The organism is Paenibacillus sp. FSL R5-0527 (assembly GCF_038008055.1).
Classification (GTDB): Bacteria; Bacillota; Bacilli; order Paenibacillales; family Paenibacillaceae; genus Fontibacillus; species Fontibacillus macerans.
Genome location: NZ_JBBOYI010000001.1, coordinates 3,934,005 through 3,951,438 on the forward strand (window position 1 = coordinate 3,934,005; position 17,434 = coordinate 3,951,438).

Annotated in this window: 12 protein-coding genes; 8 read left to right on the forward strand and 4 right to left on the reverse strand. The window is 55.4% G+C overall.

Annotated features, from left to right (window positions below; genetic code table 11):
- Positions 1-143: 143 nt before the first annotated feature.
- From NYE69_RS17275 to gyrA, 5 genes are all read left to right on the forward strand, one after another.
- Entirely contained in the window at positions 144-950 is an 807-nt protein-coding gene (locus NYE69_RS17275) for a GDSL-type esterase/lipase family protein (RefSeq protein WP_340927183.1), read from the forward strand.
- A 29-nt stretch (positions 951-979) separates the two neighbouring features.
- Entirely contained in the window at positions 980-1,963 is a 984-nt protein-coding gene (locus NYE69_RS17280; protein WP_340927184.1) for an ABC transporter ATP-binding protein, read from the forward strand.
- Positions 1,956-2,945, forward strand: coding sequence for an ABC transporter permease (locus NYE69_RS17285; RefSeq protein ID WP_340927185.1), 990 nt, complete (start codon positions 1,956-1,958; stop codon positions 2,943-2,945). Before NYE69_RS17280 ends, NYE69_RS17285 begins: the two co-directional genes overlap by 8 nt.
- Positions 2,946-3,084: 139 nt before the next feature.
- Positions 3,085-5,070, forward strand: a complete 1,986-nt coding sequence (parE, locus tag NYE69_RS17290) for a DNA topoisomerase IV subunit B (protein WP_328271655.1) — start codon at positions 3,085-3,087, stop codon at positions 5,068-5,070.
- A 13-nt stretch (positions 5,071-5,083) separates the two neighbouring features.
- On the forward strand, positions 5,084-7,522 hold the full coding sequence (gene gyrA / locus NYE69_RS17295; RefSeq protein WP_340927186.1) for a DNA gyrase subunit A: 2,439 nt from the start codon (positions 5,084-5,086) through the stop codon (positions 7,520-7,522).
- Between the two features lie 1,120 nt (positions 7,523-8,642).
- Here the strand turns inward: gyrA and NYE69_RS17300 are convergent.
- Positions 8,643-9,920: an IS110 family transposase gene (locus tag NYE69_RS17300; RefSeq protein WP_326045729.1), complete on the reverse strand. Its 1,278-nt coding sequence runs from the start codon at positions 9,918-9,920 to the stop codon at positions 8,643-8,645.
- 388 nt (positions 9,921-10,308) lie between these two features.
- The gene (locus tag NYE69_RS17305) at positions 10,309-11,226 is read right to left on the reverse strand and encodes a LysR family transcriptional regulator (protein ID WP_328270686.1); all 918 of its coding nucleotides are present in this window, start codon (positions 11,224-11,226) and stop codon (positions 10,309-10,311) included.
- A 134-nt stretch (positions 11,227-11,360) separates the two neighbouring features.
- On the opposite strand from NYE69_RS17305, the gene NYE69_RS17310 reads away from it, so the two are divergent.
- Entirely contained in the window at positions 11,361-12,428 is a 1,068-nt protein-coding gene (locus NYE69_RS17310) for a branched-chain amino acid aminotransferase (RefSeq protein ID WP_328270687.1), read from the forward strand.
- Between the two features lie 511 nt (positions 12,429-12,939).
- The gene (locus tag NYE69_RS17315; RefSeq protein ID WP_036628303.1) at positions 12,940-13,350 is read left to right on the forward strand and encodes a MarR family winged helix-turn-helix transcriptional regulator; all 411 of its coding nucleotides are present in this window, start codon (positions 12,940-12,942) and stop codon (positions 13,348-13,350) included.
- Positions 13,351-13,488: 138 nt separating this feature from the next.
- On the opposite strand, the gene NYE69_RS17320 is transcribed toward NYE69_RS17315, so the two are convergent.
- Both NYE69_RS17320 and NYE69_RS17325 read right to left on the reverse strand, forming a co-directional pair.
- Positions 13,489-14,253: an RluA family pseudouridine synthase gene (locus NYE69_RS17320; RefSeq protein WP_340930429.1), complete on the reverse strand. Its 765-nt coding sequence runs from the start codon at positions 14,251-14,253 to the stop codon at positions 13,489-13,491.
- Between the two features lie 6 nt (positions 14,254-14,259).
- Positions 14,260-15,123: a class I SAM-dependent methyltransferase gene (locus NYE69_RS17325; RefSeq protein ID WP_340927187.1), complete on the reverse strand. Its 864-nt coding sequence runs from the start codon at positions 15,121-15,123 to the stop codon at positions 14,260-14,262.
- Between the two features lie 239 nt (positions 15,124-15,362).
- Here NYE69_RS17325 and NYE69_RS17330 point away from each other — a divergent pair, with 239 nt between their 5' ends.
- The gene (locus NYE69_RS17330; protein WP_340927188.1) at positions 15,363-17,117 is read left to right on the forward strand and encodes an ABC transporter ATP-binding protein; all 1,755 of its coding nucleotides are present in this window, start codon (positions 15,363-15,365) and stop codon (positions 17,115-17,117) included.
- Positions 17,118-17,434 lie beyond the last annotated feature (317 nt).

Sequence of the window (17,434 nt, forward strand, 5' to 3'; positions counted from 1 at the left end):
GGAGGCTCAAAATACTTTTCGAAATAAATAAAATAAATGTTGATCCGCGGTGATTTGCATCTTCCAACAAGAAGTTTTATCTTATTTACATAAGTTGGATAGGTTAATAACGGAATATGACGAAAGCGGGAGGAAGGATAACGATGGGATCGAGTTCTCGGATTTGGCGGGTCGCCGGACTTTTCTCCGCCATCTCCACGTTGCTGCTGCTGTTTGGTTTCCTTTTTGCCGTATTGAATATCGTAAAGCCGGCGTTTTGGAACGTTCCCGAAAGCGCTGCGCCGTCAAAAACGGAGCAGCCCGCCGCAGCCGGAAGCTGGGATGTAACGGCCATCGGGGATTCGCTGGCGAAGGGCACCGGCGACGACACCGGGAAAGGATTTGCCCGCAGAACGGTGGAATTGCTGAAGCAGCAAGGGACATCCTCCATGCTCATCAACAATCTCGGGATCAATGGAATGACGACGGAGGAACTGCTTGCGTCGCTGGACGATCAGGGCGTTAGGTACGCGCTGGGCCAGTCGGGGATCATCCTGCTCTCCATAGGGGGCAATGATCTGTTTAATGGGGCGGAGCAGCTGACCTCGGGGGAACAACTGCCCACGCCGTCGGAACTGGATGCCTCGATCTCGAAAGCATCGGATTTCTTCCGGGAGGCGGTAGGGAAGCTGCATGAAATCAACCCGCAGGCCGCGTTGGTTTATGTCAGCCTGTACAACCCGTTTTCCGACCTGAAGGAGATACGCGAGCTTGGAGACGACGCGGTCATGCGCTGGAATGAGATGGCGCGAAAAGCGTTGGCTCCCTATAATGGAACTTTGGTGGTTCCAACCTATGATTTGTTTACGCACAACTCGGCCCGGTATTTGTCGAGCGACCATTTTCATCCCAACGGAGACGGCTATGAGGCGATCGCCGCACGGATCGTGCAGAGCATCGGGCAAAAATAAACGGAACATCAACGAAGGGGGCTACTGCGATGGTACAGCATCGGGAAGCGGCGTTGGATGAGCGGCAAGTGGTCCTGTCGGTACGGGGGCTTAAGAAAAAAATCCGCCGCAAATGGATTGTTCATGAGGTAACGTTCGACATTAAAGAGGGGGAGATTTTTGGCTTTCTCGGTCCGAACGGCGCTGGGAAAACGACGACGATCCGCATGCTGGTCGACCTGATTCGTCCGACCGCAGGCAAAGTTTCCATCTGCGGATACGACGTGCAGCGGGATCCCGAGCTCGCGCTGCGGTATGTCGGCTCCATTGTGGAGAATCCGGAGGTTTATTCCTATTTGACAGGCCGGGAAAACCTGGAGCAATTTGCCCGGATGATGCCGGGTGTAGACGCAGGGCGGATCGACGAGGTAGTTCGCATCGTCGGTCTGGACGGGCGGATCAATGATAAGGTGAAGACCTATTCGCTGGGGATGCGGCAGCGGCTGGGGATCGCCCAGGCTTTGCTGGGGAGGCCGAAGCTGCTTATCTTGGATGAACCGACCAACGGGCTGGATCCCAAAGGGATCAAAGAGATGCGCGATTTTATCCGGCGGTTGGCGGCGGAAGGCTTGGCCGTGTTTGTGTCCAGCCATTTGCTGAGCGAAATTCAGCTGTTGTGCGACCGGGTGGCGATCATTAGCCGGGGCCGCGTGCTGACGGTCGGCAAAGTCGAAGAATTGATCCAGGAAAGCACCAACTATGTCGTCTGGGAGCTTGAACCGCGCGAGCGGGGGGCAAAGCTGCTGCACGCAGCCGGGGTGGACATTTTCGAGGAGGCCGAGAACGTGCTCGACGACGCCATTATCGCGGGGATCGGGAAGTCGGCCCTGGTCACCCGGATGCAACCGGAGAAGTCAGCTGAGCTTGTGCCTTTATTGGTGCGGGAAGGAGTGCGGGTCCGCGCCGTACAAAAGATCAATCCGACGCTGGAGCAGCTGTTTTTGCAAATGACGGAAGGTGAGAGCTTTGAATAACATTCTTCCTTTGGTGAAAAATGAAACGATCAAGATGATCCGTAAAAAGCGGTTTTATGTTATTTTGCTCGTTCTGCTCGTCCTGGTGCCGATGTTTGCTTACGCGCAGCTGCGCGAGTCCGTGGAGAAGCGGGAGAAATACGGCAGCGACTGGCGCCGGGAAGTGCAGCAGGCGATTACGGACAACCAAAACTCGCTGGGCAGCGACCGGGTGCCGGAGGAGTGGAAAAAATACCGGCAAATCTATATTCAGCAGATGAAATATTATTTGGAGCATGACGTAAATCCGCAACAGCCCGGCGGGGTGACGTTTACCCGGGAATTTCTGGACAATGCAGCGACCTTGTTCATTCCGCTGCTGATTATGGGCGTCGGGTCGGATATCGTGTCCTCGGAGCGAACGAGCGGGACGATTAAAATGCTGCTCACCCGGCCGATCCGCCGCTGGAAAATCCTGCTCGGCAAACTGATTGCCCTGCTGATGTTCGTGTCGCTGATCATCGTGGCGACCTGCGTCATCTGCTATCTGATCTCCGGCTTGTTTTTCGGATACGCCGGGCTTACCATGCCCGTATTTACCGGGTTTCAGCTGCACGGCGCGGAGGTGGACATCTCGGGAGTACACGCGGTGCCGCAGTGGCAATATATCCTCATGCAGACTGGATTAATCTGGTTCGTCAGCGTCGTGGTTGCTTGTCTGGCGTTTATGGTGTCGGTGCTGGTCCGCAGCACTTCGGCGAGCATCGTCATTATGATGGCGGCGCTGATCGCCGGGAACATTTTATCCAACATGGCTTCCGCCTGGACGAGCGCCAAATATCTGTTTATGGTCAACCTTGGCTTAACGAATTATTTGTCGGGGACGCCGGCGCCAATCGAAGGGATGACGCTCGGATTTTCACTGATTGTACTTGCCGTTTGGGGGGGCGCGGCGCTCCTAGTTTCATTCCTTGTCTTTACGAAACAGGATATGTTGAATTAAAATGGACAAGGACCACAAAACATCTGTTTGCATTTCATGCATTAAGAGGCAGTTTAGAAAGTCATCTTTTGTTCACGAAGAATATCATGAAGTTGATCTTAAAAGAAGATTACATAAAGAAGTTAAAGGGGGAGCATGAATGGCGGAACAAATCGATTTGTTCGAGGACGTCGCCGGACCGAATTCCGGCAAGCCGTCTTCGGGATACGAAGCGGACGACATTCAGGTGCTCGAAGGGCTTGTCGCGGTACGCAAACGGCCAGGTATGTACATTGGCAGTACGAGCTCGTCGGGTCTTCATCATCTGGTATGGGAGATAGTGGATAATGCCGTCGACGAGCATCTGGCCAAGTTTTGCTCCAAAATCGACATTACCCTGCATAAGGATGGCTCGGTGACCGTTGTCGACAACGGGCGCGGTATTCCGACCGGGATGCACAAAACCGGCATTCCTACGCCGCAGGTCGTTTATACGATACTGCATGCCGGCGGCAAATTCGGCGGGGCGGGCTACAAGAAGTCCGGCGGTTTGCACGGGGTTGGTGCATCGGTGACCAACGCGTTGTCCGAGTGGCTGGAAGTTCATATTTACCGGGAGGGCAAAATCCACCGGATGCGGTTTGAATATTGGGTCGACGATAAAGGAATTGAACATGTCGGCGAACCGGTTACCGGACTTGAGGTTATCGGCAATACGAACAAAACCGGGACGAAGGTGACATTCAAGCCGGATATTCGCGTGTTCACCGGCGGGATCGGCCTGAGTTACGATACGCTCGCGGAACGTTTGCAGGAGATCGCTTTTCTGAACTCGGGCCTGAAGGTAACTTTAAAAGATGAGCGGTCCGACCGTTTCGACGAGTTTTTTTATGAAGGCGGAGCGAGCCAGTTCGTTGAGTTTCTGAACGACGGCAAAGACGTGCTGCACGACGTCGTGCATTTCTACGCCGAGCGGGACGACATCGAGGTGGAGGTCGCCCTCCAATATAATTCGGGCTACACCGAAACGTTGGCCTCTTTCGTTAACTCGATTCCGACACGTGGCGGGGGGACGCACGAAACGGGCTTCAAAACGGCCTATACCCGGGTGATGAACGAGTATGCGCGGAAAAACGGCCTGCTCAAGGAGAAGGAGAAAAACCTCGAGGGCAACGATTTGCGCGAAGGCATGATGGCCGTCATCAGCGTAAAGATGTCCGAGGTCGAGTTCGTCGGTCAGACGAAAGACCAACTCGGCAGCGCTTCGGCGCGCAGCGCGGTCGATGCGGTGGTCAGCGAGAAAATGGCGCTGTTCCTGGAGGAGAATCCGCAGGTCGCCCAGACGCTGATCAAAAAAGCGGTCCAGGCCTCGAAGGCGAGGGAAGCGGCGCGGAAGGCGCGCGACGAAATGCGCTCGGGCAAGAAGAAGAGCGAGAGCTCGAACCTCGGCGGCAAGCTGACGCCGGCGCAATCGAAGGATTTTACGCGCACCGAGCTGTTTATCGTCGAAGGGGATTCCGCCGGCGGATCGGCGAAGCAGGGTCGTGATTCCAAGATTCAGGCGATTTTGCCGCTGAAGGGCAAGCCGATGAATCCGGAGAAAGCGAAGCTGGCCGATATCCTGAAAAACGACGAGTACCGGGCGATCATTAACGCGATCGGCGCGGGGATCGGGACGGAATTTGCCGTGGAAGACAGCAATTATTCCAAGATCATCATCATGACCGACGCCGATACGGACGGAGCGCATATCCAGGTGCTGCTGCTGACGTTCTTTTACCGGTACATGAAGCCGCTGATCGATGCCGGCCGGGTGTATATCGCCCAGCCGCCGCTGTACAAAATCACCCGCCGTTCCGGCAAGCTGGAGACGGTGCGGTACGCCTGGAGCGACGAACAGCTGCAAAATTATTTGAAGGAGTTCGGCAAAAATTTCGAGCTGCAGCGCTACAAAGGATTGGGGGAAATGAACCCCGAGCAGCTGTGGGAAACGACGATGAATCCGGAAACCCGGACCATGCTGCAGGTGCAGATCGAAGACGCCGCCAAAGCGGAGCGACGCGTGTCCACGCTGATGGGGGACAAGGTCGATCCGCGCAAGCGCTGGATCGTGGAAAACGTGGATTTCACGGAGTTTGAGGAATAGAAGGTGAATTGATGTGAGCATGCTGGAAAATTTTTTGCCGGCGTTTCTGGAAGAGGTTGTGGGCGACCGCTTCGGCCGGTATTCCAAATATATTATTCAGGACCGCGCGATCCCCGATGTGCGCGATGGGCTGAAGCCGGTACAGCGGCGAATATTGTACGCGATGTACGATGCCGGCAATACGCCGGATAAGTCGTACCGCAAATCGGCCAAAACGGTCGGGGACGTGATGGGGAATTACCATCCGCACGGGGATTCTTCGATTTACGAGGGCATGGTGCGAATGGCGCAGCCGTGGAAGATGGGCCATGTCCTGATCGACGGCCACGGCAACTGGGGCTCCCAGGACGATGATCCGGCGGCGGCGATGCGTTACACCGAGGCGAGATTGTCGCCGATCGCCATGGAAATGCTGCGCGATATCGAAAAACGCACGGTACCGTTCAAGGACAACTTCGACAACACGGCGAAGGAGCCGGTAGTGCTGCCGTCGCGGTTCCCGAACCTGCTGGTCAACGGGGTCAGCGGCATTTCGGCCGGGTTTGCGACGGAAATCCCGACGCACAATCTGCGCGAGGTGATCGATGCCTGCATTGCACTGATGGAAAAGCCGGGGCTGACGCTTGAGGAAATCCGTCTGTTCATCAAAGGCCCGGATTTCCCGACCGGCGGAATCATCATGGGCGAAGAGGGCATCCGCGAGGCTTACGAGACCGGAAAAGGCCGGATTTATCTGCGCTCGAAGACGGAGATCGAAACGCTTCGCGGCGGCAAGCAGCAGATCGTCATCACGGAAATTCCTTACCAGGTCGTGAAATCCCGGCTGGTGTCGGCGATGGAGAACATCCGGCTGGAGAAAAAGGTGGACGGGATCGCCGAGGTCCGCGACGAAAGCGGCCGGAACGGGCTGCGCATCGTCGTGGAGCTGAAGAAGGACGCGGATGCGCAGGGGATTCTTGCCTATTTGCTGAAGAAAACCGATCTGCAGGTGACGTACAATTTCAATATGGTGGCGATCGTCAACCGGGCGCCGCGCCAGCTTGGCCTCAAGGCGATGCTGGAAGCCTATATCGCCCACCAGCGCGAGGTCGTAACCTACCGCACGCAATACGAGCTGGAGAAGCTGGAAGACCGCGCTCATGTACTCGAAGGCCTCGTCAAAGCGCTGAACATTTTGGACGAGGTGATCGAAGCGATCAAAGCCTCCAAAAACCGCCAGGACGCGCAAAACAATTTGCAATGGATGTTCGGCTTTACGGAGCGCCAGGCGGACGCGATTTTGACCTTGCAGCTGTACCGTTTGACCAATCTGGAAATCACATCGCTGCAGAAAGAGCTGGATGAGATCCAGAAGAAAATCACGGTGCTGCGCGGCATTCTGGAGAGCGACAAGAAACTGGTCGCGCTGATCAGAAAAGAGCTGCTGGAAATCCGCGAGAAATACGGAATCGACCGGCGCTCGGTGATCCAGGACGAAGTGGAGGAACTGAAGGTCAACCTGGAGGTGCTGGTGGCGCAGGAGGACGTGCTCGTCACGCTCTCGAACGAAGGTTATATCAAGCGGACCAGCATGCTTTCTTTTACGCGCTCCGGCGGCGAGCGGGACGGCTCCGGGGTGAAGGAAGGCGACTACATCAAACATCTGTTTGAGGTCGATACGCTGCAAAATTTGCTGATCTTCACGCAGCGGGGACAGTATTTCCTGCTGCCGGTCCATCAAATTCCGGAGTTCAAATGGAAGGACAATGGGACGGCGCTGGTCAACGTCATTCCGCTGGCCAAGGAAGACCGGATCGTCAGCGTCGTACCGCTGCGCGGCTTTGAAGAAGATCCGGAACTCACCCTCGTGTTCGTGACGAAGCGCGGGCAGGTGAAGCGCACCGAGCTGAAGGATTACGAAACGAAACGCACCGGCGCGGTGGCGGCCTGCAAGCTGGGCGACGGCGATGAGGTGCTGAGCGTGACGGTAAGCCGGGGACGGCAGGAAATTGTGCTGCTGACGAAGCAGGGGATGGCGATCCGGTTCGCCGAAAGCGAAGTTAATGCGATGGGCCGCGTCGCTGCGGGAGTGCGCGGCATCAACCTGAAGGACGACGACGAGGTCGTCGCCGCCCTTTGGGTGGAAGGCGAGGAAGGCGAAATTCTGGTCGTTTCCGACCTCGGCTACGGCAAACGCAGCCTGCTGCTCGATTACCCGCTCCAGAGCCGGGGCGGCAAGGGAGTGCAGACGTTCGAGTTCAAGGAAGGCAAGCGGGTCAAGCCGAACGGCAGCCGGCTGGTCGGCGGCATTCACTGCAAAGAGCCGGCGACGCTTACGGCGGTGACGAAGGAAGGCCAAATGCATAACTTCAGTTCGGAAGACGCGCCGCTCGCTGACCGGAAATCGATTGGCAAAGCGCTGGCGCCGATCGACAAAAACGATGAGATCGTCGATTTCTTCATTAAGGAATAAGGTGCAAACCAGTTGGAGGAACGGCAAAAAAAGCTTCGCGCGCGGATGTACTCTCTGTACAACGTGCGTGAAGCTTTTTGCGTTGGGGGCGGATGCGGCTAACTGGGATTAGTGATTAGTGGAAGGGACAAGTGCCAAGGGACAACGGACAACGGACAACGGACAACGGACAACGGACAACGGACAAACTCCATAAGTCGGATGCTTGATTGGAATTATCCAATAGAATCGAGGACTTAGTGGCAAATATAGTAGCTGGTTGGATATTTCCAATAGATGATGCTCGGAAGGTGCAAAACGGGTGATTTGAGTGAAATCTATTGGATATTTCCAATAGAGGCCGCCTGATTGCGAGCGGTTTCCGGCAATCTATTGGATTTCTCCAACCAACACTGCCCAACCCAGGCCCAGACACCGGGAGGCGGCTACCGGGCATGAACGCCCTTATTGGCCTGAAAAGACAGCGTTTCAAATTCTAAAAGCACAGGTGCGTTCTTATTTGTCTAAAAAGGCCGAAAAGTCCACTAGCGTTGCATTTAAATCTGACAAAATACATTTTCTGGGCACACCAATATTCTAACGGTTGCCACAAGCGCTATTAGTTCCAATACTGTTGATTTCAAATTGTAACGGTTGCCATGGAACTTATTTCGCTGAAAACCGGTAATCTTTGCTTGGATTCAGGCAAATAGCGTCGCTCACAACCGTCCCTCGTATTTAAGAAGTTTTCTCACGAATACTCACTTATTCGCAGGATTTCGCTACCTTGAAAAGCGAAGAGATGGGGGAGCTCCGGACAAAAAGCCGTGGTTTCTTGCAAAAGGGTGTGCAGGAACAGAAGTCGTGCATCTTTGCACTTCTCCAAAAAATGGTTTCCTGCACCCTCCACTCGGCCCCTGGAGGTTCACCCTCCCATGTCTCTACGGGTCTTCGCCCTTACATTCCTTCGTTGTACCTGTCCAAGGCGTGGAGACCGATTGCGTTTAAAAGATGGGTCATTTGCCCTTACGGTTGCGAAACTCGGTTCTGTGTTGCTTTCTTTGTTCGAATCCTGCGAACGAGTCAATCTTCGTATGACGACGGATTATCAGCCAGGCTCGGTTACGTCAATAGATTTAGGCTAGGCGACTCGGTGGACCGCTATCTCGGAGCGATACGGTTCCCCCTTCTGAACCATGCCAATGAGGATTCGAGCGAGTTTGCCGATTAACTTGGTGATTGAAGCCATCTTCTTCATTCCTTTCTTCAGGTTGTACTCATGCCATCGCTTAAAGTCCGGATGTTGGCCAACCAAGCCCAGCACGCCCAGGTAGAGATACTTGCGAAGCATGCTGTCCCCGCGCTTGGAGAGCTTGATCTGTCCTTTGAACTTGCCCGAAGTACGTTCCGCTAGATTCAGACCGGCCCGGCGCAGCAGTTGACGCCCATGGGCATAGTTACGCAAATCTCCGGCACAAGCCAGAAGGGCCGCGATCGTTATGGTTCCAAGGCCTTTAATACTTCGCAACTGCCCAGCTAGCGGAATACAGCCTAGTAACTTCTTGACTTCCTGCTCGATCTCCTCAAGCGACTTGACGGCATATTCATACGCATCCAGCAAACGCTGCAGGTCACGCCGCGCTTCTTCAAGTGCCTGTATATCGCCGATACTATGTGCAGCCACCAGAAGAAGCCGGGCGGCCTTCGCTTTGCCACTTACTCCGCCCGCACGTTTCATCCCTTGCTCACGCCAAGCTTCGATCACGTCATCCGTACGAAGACCCTGCAAGTCGGACGGCAACGGAAAGGCGCGGAGCGACGCCAGAGAACGCAAAACTGTCCAATCCGGGAAGACCGAACGGAATTCCGGAAACTTCAGATCGATCCAGCGGATAATGCGATTTCCCAGGCTCACCTGCTGCTTGACCCAAAATTCTCGATCACTCATAACCGCCTTGAGTCGTTTGAAAACAGCCGCCTCTGGCGTATAGTCCGTGTAGAAGCCTCGGCTAACTACGTCGGCAATGTTCAATGCATCCTTGGGATCGTTCTTGGACGGGCAATTGTCGCGATTTTCCTTATTACGATGCACTGTTACCGGGTTCACCAGTACCACCGTGATCCCTTGCTCCCGTAACCAATTCGCGAGATTGAACCAATAGTGGCCTGTGGGCTCCATGCCGACGATGAGTGAGGATAGATGGTGTTTGTCCTGTACGTCACACGTCCAGCGCAGAAGCTTCTCAAAGCCTTCCCGCGTGTTTGCGAACGACAGATGGCGTGGTGTCAGGACACGCCCCCGAAAATCGGTCACTTGGGCGGCATGAACATCCTTGGCGATGTCAATCCCGATGATCGCATGCTGCATGGTAATTCGTTCAATCCGTTGATTTGTGGTTTGAATTCGAGTAGACTTCATAGTAAGCGCCTCCTGATAGGTTTTAAGGGCTTTTGACCCGTCGACACCCCTATCATACGAGGCGCTCCTGTTTTTTTCAAAGACGAAATCTTAACCTACACAGGAATGTTTAGAATTTAGAAAAGGTCTTTTTTCGGCAAATAACCGCTGCTGCAACCGTTAGATTTCCAGCGGGCGGACAGTATCGATTCGAAAGCCAACGCTTGTAAAGAAACCTTGAGCAAAAGTTTCATGCAACGCCAGTGCGAAAAGTGGAACTAAGATACCAAATAAGATCTTTAGTGTCCGTTAATCCTAAGAACTCTCGACTTTACCGAAATAACGGCGCCGGTGTCCGTTAGGGTTTGGCAGTAGGGCGAATCGGCCCGAAGCTGTGAAGCGTTTCGGCCTACCCGCTCAGATGCCGGATAAATGCTTCCAGGGTGGCGTCCATAAACATATTTTTGCGGTAGACCAAACCGACTTGTTTGCGCGGAGCCGGCTCGGCAAGCGGAATGATGGCGATATCGCCAAACCTATCGCCAAACCCATCGCCGGAGCCATCGCCCAATCTCCCCATTAGGGTACCGTCCAGCGTCCAGGCGTAAGAAGCGGGAAGAATCGTTCCGCCGACATTGCTGCGGGCCATCCGCACCTGGGAATCCATGGTTGACAGCTCCATCACCGGTTTCAAGGAGATGCCGTCGGCGGCGCAGGCCGCATCAAACAGCTGGCGTACGAAAAATTTGGGCGGGAACAGAATGAGCGGAACGCGGCTCAGCCACTCGAGCGGCACTTCGGGCAGCTCGGCGAGTTCATGCCGGTGGGACACGACGAGCACAAGCTCTTCGTCGAACAGCGGCCGGCTGACGAGTTGCTCGTCCTCGAGCGGCAGAAACACGACGCCAAGATCGAGTTGGTTGCCGAGCAGACCAGCGTGCGTTTCTTCGGTGGCCAGCTCGACCACGGACAGCTCGATGTCAGGGTACTGCCGATGGAACGAGATCAGCTTGCTCTCGAGCAGATGGTTGCCGGAGCAGCCGATCCTCAAGCGGCCGCGCTTCATGCCGCTGAGCTGGCCGATTTCCAGCTTGGCCTGCTCCAGCTCGTAAATGACGCGGCGGGCATGCTCCATTAGTACTTGTCCCGCTTGGGTCAAGTAATTTTTTTTGCCGGAGCGTTGAAACAAAGGCGTGCCCAACTCCTGTTCGAGGAGCCGGATTTGGTGGCTGAGCGTAGGCTGGCTAATGCCGAGCCGGTCCGCGGCTTTGGTAAAATGCAGTTCTTCCCCCAAGGCGATAAAGTATTCCAGCAAACGATGCTCCACAATGCAACCTCCGATTTTCCATCGTAATAATAGATAATTTCTATGATTATAATCGATATTATGTCATTGATCAATGAAAGGGATATCGTTATAGTAAATGCAATACAACTGGAGAAGAAAAGAGGATGCGGAACATGGATCAGTTGAAAATTACGCTTAGTTCAAACAAAAAACCGCTGCCGCCTGCGGATCAGCTTGGTTTTGGCCGGTATTTTACCGATCATATGCTGCTGATGGATTATTCGGAAGAAAAGGGCTGGCACGACCTGCGAATCGTGCCTTACGGACCGCTATCGCTGGACCCGTCGGCCATGGTGTTTCATTATGGTCAGGAAGTGTTCGAAGGCATGAAGGCGTACCGTACACCGGAAGGGAACGTTGTTTTGTTCCGGCCCGAGATGAATTTGCGGCGGATGAATGCATCGTGCGTCCGCATGGGTATGCCCGGACTCGAGGCCGGCCCGGTCCTGGAGGCGATTTGCAAGCTGATTGAGCTGGATGAGGCCTGGGTTCCCGAAGGCGAAGGGAATTCGCTGTACATTCGTCCCTTTATGATCGCGACGGAAGCGGGCCTCGGGGTCCGGGCAGCCCGGGAATATCAGTTTATCGTGATTTTAACGCCGGTCGGGGCCTATTATTCGGAAGGAATCCATCCGGTGCGGATTTATGTAGAGGATCAATACGTGCGGGCTGTGCGCGGAGGCACCGGCGAGGCCAAGACGTCGGGGAATTACGCATCCGGGCTCAAAGCCCAGGAGGATGCCAAGCAATTCGGATTTTCGCAGGTGCTCTGGCTGGATGGGGTGGAGAAAAAATACATCGAAGAAGTCGGCAGCATGAACGTGTTTTTTAAAGTGAACGGAAAGGTGGTTACACCGGAACTGAGCGGAAGCATCCTGGCGGGCATTACCCGGGATTCGGTGCTGCATTTGCTGCGCGAATGGGGGATTCCGGTGGAGGAGCGGCGCATCGGCATCGACGAGCTGTTTGAAGCCGGCCGCCGGGGCGAGCTGGAAGAAGCGTTTGGGACAGGGACGGCGGCGGTCATTTCTCCGATCGGCTGGATGAAATGGGAAGACCGTGAAATAGAAATTTCCGGGGGCAAAACGGGAGCGCTTTCCGAGAAATTGTACAACGAGCTCACCGGAATTCAGCGGGGGTTGCTCCGTGATCCTTACGGCTGGAGACATGCTGTTAAATAAAACGAATCTATATAAGTGGCTCAACCTAATAATCAGCGCTTGACAGGGAGGCCGAAAACCGATCGTGGCAAGAAATATCGGCAGATCAACATCCGCTGTCCGGACGCTTTGCACGATTATCCCATTTGATCCGGAAGCAGAGAGGAAGATAAATTCAGGAGAAGAAAAATGAAAGGACCGTGATTATCCCCCACCCTCTGCCCTCTGAACAAAAGGGATAATTATGCAAAGCAGCATGCAGGGATACCAAGACACGAACGCTATCATAATTTATTTTGTCAAGCACTGATCTCGGTTTAAGCCATATAAGTTGAATTAAAGAAATGCGAGAGTTAGGCAAGAGTGTGAAATGATTCTGAGAGAAACCGAATCAAAACGGTCATCCGCCCGGCCAGCCGCCGGCCGTGGATGGCCGTTTTTGGCGTTCATCTGAATCGGCGGAGCGGACAAGCAGGAATTTCCACTTTTAAGGGCGAATTTATTTTATGATGTGAAGCAGGGAGGGATAGGATTGCATACCGCAGAATTTGCCAAATTGCTGGATCTCATCGTGAAGGATTATCAGGACCATATGGAGGAGGAACTGGCTCCGACGCTGACGATGTCGCAATTAAACGTGCTGGAGCTGCTCACGCAGCAGGGCAATCTGAAGCCATCCGATTTGATCCCGCACTTATCGACGACACCGGCGGCGGTAACGATGCTGCTGGACCGGATGGAACGGGGCGAATTGATCCGGCGCGACCGCGATGAACATGACCGGCGCAACGTCTGGATATCGATCACGGAAAAAGGACAGCAAGAGGTAGAGCGCGGCGTATCCGTTAGGAACGATTATTTGAGCGGCGTGCTTGACCGCATTTCGACTCACAATCAGCAGCTGCTTGTTTATTTATTGGGGAAAATTTCCGGAACGAAATAACGGCATAACAGCGGCAAATCAGGCGCGAACCGAGGCGCGAATTAAGGAGCCAAACCAAGGAGCAAACCAAATAGAGGCGGGATGTTTGGATTTCCGGTAATCCAAACATCCCGCCGTCTTGTTGTTGCCGTCCAAACCTCAAAAACCGTTATCTCCCGCCTGAAGCATTGCCGCCAGATTGGTGTATACGCGCTCCTCCCACAGCTGCCAGGGATACTGGCGGGGCGGCAGCGAGACCAGGTCGACGGGCTGCTTGCCGACCGGATGCAAAAACCCTACATACAGCGACCACAAGGCGATTTGCTGGCCGGGTTTGTTCAAGGCCGCGCCGTATTTCTGGTCGCCGTACAGCGGGCAGCCGATCCGGCTTAACTGCACGCGGATCTGATGCGGCCTGCCGGTGTGCAGCTCCACCTGCACCAGGCTGAGGCGCTCCTCGGCCGACACGCCGAGCACTTTATAATCGAGCCGCGCCTCTTTGCCGCCCGGCGTCCCGGCCGGAACGACGGCCACCGTATTGGTGCGCTCGTCCTTCAGCAGCGTGTCGGTCAGACGCCCCTGGCGCTGCGGTGGAGTGCCGTGCACGACGGCCACGTACGTTTTGCTGAAACGGCGGCTGCGCACCGCTTCGGCCAGCCGCGAGGCCGCTTTCGACGTCTTGGCGAAGATCATCGCGCCGCCGACGGGGCGGTCCAGCCGGTGCACCAGCCCCAGGTAGACGTTGCCGGGCTTCCGGTAGCGCCGCTTGAGATCCTCCTTCAGCAGGTTCAGCAGATCCGGATCGCCGCTGGCATCCTCCTGGGTCGGCACGTTCACCGGCTTTTCGATCCCGAGCAGATGGTTGTCCTCGAACAGGATGGCCATCTCCGGCTGTCCCGTCGTCCGTTTTGCTCCGGCATCCATCATCGTTTATTCCTCCCAGCGCCCGAGAATGCCGCAGGGCAGATGCAGCCCGGATGCGGTGATCGGCAGGCCCAGCTCCCCGGCGGAAATCCGCCCGCCGAACCGGCGCTTCACGGTCATCGATAAGATGTTGTGCAGCACGGTTGGCGATATCCCGGTCGTATAAGAGTTGATCAGGAAAAACAGCGGCTTATCCGATAAAATCGACAGGCACGATTCCACAAACGGATACAGGCTTTGCTCCAGCTTCCACATCTCGCCGCCCGGGCCCCGCCCGTAGGACGGCGGGTCCATGATGATCGCGTCATAGCGGTTGCCGCGCCGCTGCTCCCGCTGCACGAACTTGAACACGTCGTCCGTAATGAAGCGGACCGACCGGTCGCCAAGGCCGGAGAGCGTCAGGTTCTCTTTGGCCCATTGGACCATGCCTTTGGCCGCGTCGACGTGCACGACCGAAGCGCCGGCGGAAGCGGCCGCGACCGAAGCGCCCCCGGTGTAAGCAAACAGATTGAGCACCGAAATCGGCCGGCCCGCCGCGGCGATCTTGTCCATCATCCAGCGCCAGTTGGCCGCTTGTTCCGGGAACAGCCCGGTATGCTTAAAGTTGGTGGGGCGAATATAAAATTTCAGCCGGTCGTAGGAAACGGTCCAGCGGTCGGGAATCTGCTTCTTCATTTCCCACTGGCCGCCGCCGGAGGAACTGCGGTGATAATGGCCGTGCACGTCACGCCACCGTTTGTCCTCGCTCTCGATCGGCCAGATGATTTGCGGATCGGGCCGGCGCAAAATTACGTCGCCCCAGCGCTCCAGTTTTTCCCCGTTTCCGGTATCCATCACTTCATAATCTTTCCAGTCATTTGCTACGTACATGGTTACGATCCTTCCTTCCGCCGCCGTTAAGCGGCTTTCCCTCCTGGGAAACATGTCCTTATTACGTGTTGATTCGGTAGTTATTGTACCTTATTTTTCTGTCCGCATGCCAGCGTCCATGAAAACTTCTTCATTTTATAGACTATTTATGATACTCTTTTTTCCAAGTGCCCCCGGATTAGGCGAACCGTGCCGAATGTCTTGAATTCATTCAGTATTGATAGGGGAGAGAGAGAAAGATGCTGCGACGTTTTTTTTCGTATTACAAGCCATATAAAAAGCTGTTCCTGCTGGATTTCACCTGCGCGGTTGTGGCGGGGCTGCTGGAGCTGGGGTTTCCGATCGCCGTGAACCAGTTCGTCGACAAGCTGCTTCCGGGAAAGGACTGGTCCCTGATCGTATGGGCTTCCGCAGCGCTGCTCGGGATTTACGTGCTCAACACGGTGCTGAACTATATCGTGACGTATTGGGGGCATATGCTCGGGGTCAACATCGAAACGAATATGCGCAAAAAAATGTTCGACCACCTGCAAAAGCTATCCTTCCGCTTTTTCGACAACCATAAAACCGGGCACCTTATGTCGCGCATTTCCAACGACTTGGACAATATCGGGGAAGTCGCCCACCACGGGCCGGAGGACCTGTTTATCGCCGGGATGACGCTGGTCGGCTCGTTCCTGCTCATGCTGGCGATCAATTGGAAGCTGGCGGTGCTTACGTTTCTGGTTGTGCCGGTGCTCGTCTGGGCCGCGCTTTATTTTAACGGGAAAATGACCAAAACGTACCGCGGGTTGTTTTCGGCCTTGGCCGACTTCAACTCCCGGGTGGAGGAGAATATCGGGGGCATCCGCGTGGTCCAGGCGTTTGCCAACGAAGAGCACGAAAAGGTGCTGTTCAACGAAAACAACCAGGCTTATCGCGCGACCAAACTGCGGGCTTACAAGATCATGGCCGGCAGCTTGTCGGTCAACTATATGCTGATGCGGCTCGTTTCTTTGTTCGTAATGGTCTGCGGCACCTGGTTCGTCATCCGCGGCGAGCTGTCCTACGGCGAATTCGTCGGATTTCTGCTGCTCGCCAACGTGTTTATCCGGCCGATCGAAAAAATCAACGCGATCATCGAAAGTTATCCGAAAGGGATTGCCGGGTTCAAACGGTACGTGGAGATTATGGACACCGCGCCCGACGTGGCGGATGCCCCGGATGCGGCGGATGCCGGAAAGCTGAAGGGCGACATCGAATTCGACCGCGTCTCCTTCGCCTATGAAGGCAAGGATAAGGTGCTGGACGGCATCAGTCTGTCCATCCGGGCCGGGGAAACGGTCGCCTTCGTCGGGCCGTCGGGCGCGGGCAAAACGACGCTCTGCAGCCTGCTGCCGCGCTTCTACGAAGTGGACGGAGGCAGGATTGCCGTTGACGGCAAGGATATCCGCGGCCTGAGCCTCGCCTCGCTGCGCCGCAACATCGGGATCGTGCAGCAGGAAGTGTACCTGTTCTCCGGCACGATACGGGAAAATATCGCCTACGGCAAGCTCACGGCTAGCGAGGAGGAAATTTGGGAAGCGGCCCGGCGCGCCCAATTGGAGGGTTTTATTCTAGGCCAGCCGGAGGGTATGGACACCGTGATCGGCGAGCGAGGGGTGAAGCTGTCCGGCGGACAAAAGCAGCGGCTCGCGATCGCCCGGATGTTCCTGAAAAATCCGCCGATCCTGATCCTCGACGAAGCGACGTCGGCGCTCGACACCGAAACCGAGCTGGCGATCCAGCAGTCGCTGGCCGAACTGTCGGCGGGCCGTACGACGCTTGTTATCGCGCACCGGCTGGCGACGATCAAAAATGCCGACCGCATCGTCGTCGTGACGGAGGAGGGCATTTCGGAGCAGGGACGCCATGACGAGCTGATCGCCGCCGGCGGCCATTACAGCCGGCTGCACCGGGCGCAGTTCGGGGAGATCAACGCCTCGGCTTCGGCTTCGGCGGTCTCGCGCGGCTGAGCCAAAAAATGAAGCGCGGTCCTGCCAGGGGGCCGCATTTGCGTTTGCGGAAGCCGCGGAAATAGCGGTAAATAATGGCTTTATTTTCTCTAAAAAGAGAAGTTTGGTATATTAGAGGACTTTTTTACCGCTATGTTTGGAAAATGCGAGCAAAGAGGCGTATTCCCCTGACGGTTGGCAGAAATAGGTACTAAAAGTTCCGCTATTTTGCGGGCACGGGGCAAAAACTCAAAATTAGCGCCACAATTTACCGTTATTTCCGGCAGACCGCGGCGGACAGTGGCAGACAGTAACAGACAGCAACAGACAGCAACAGA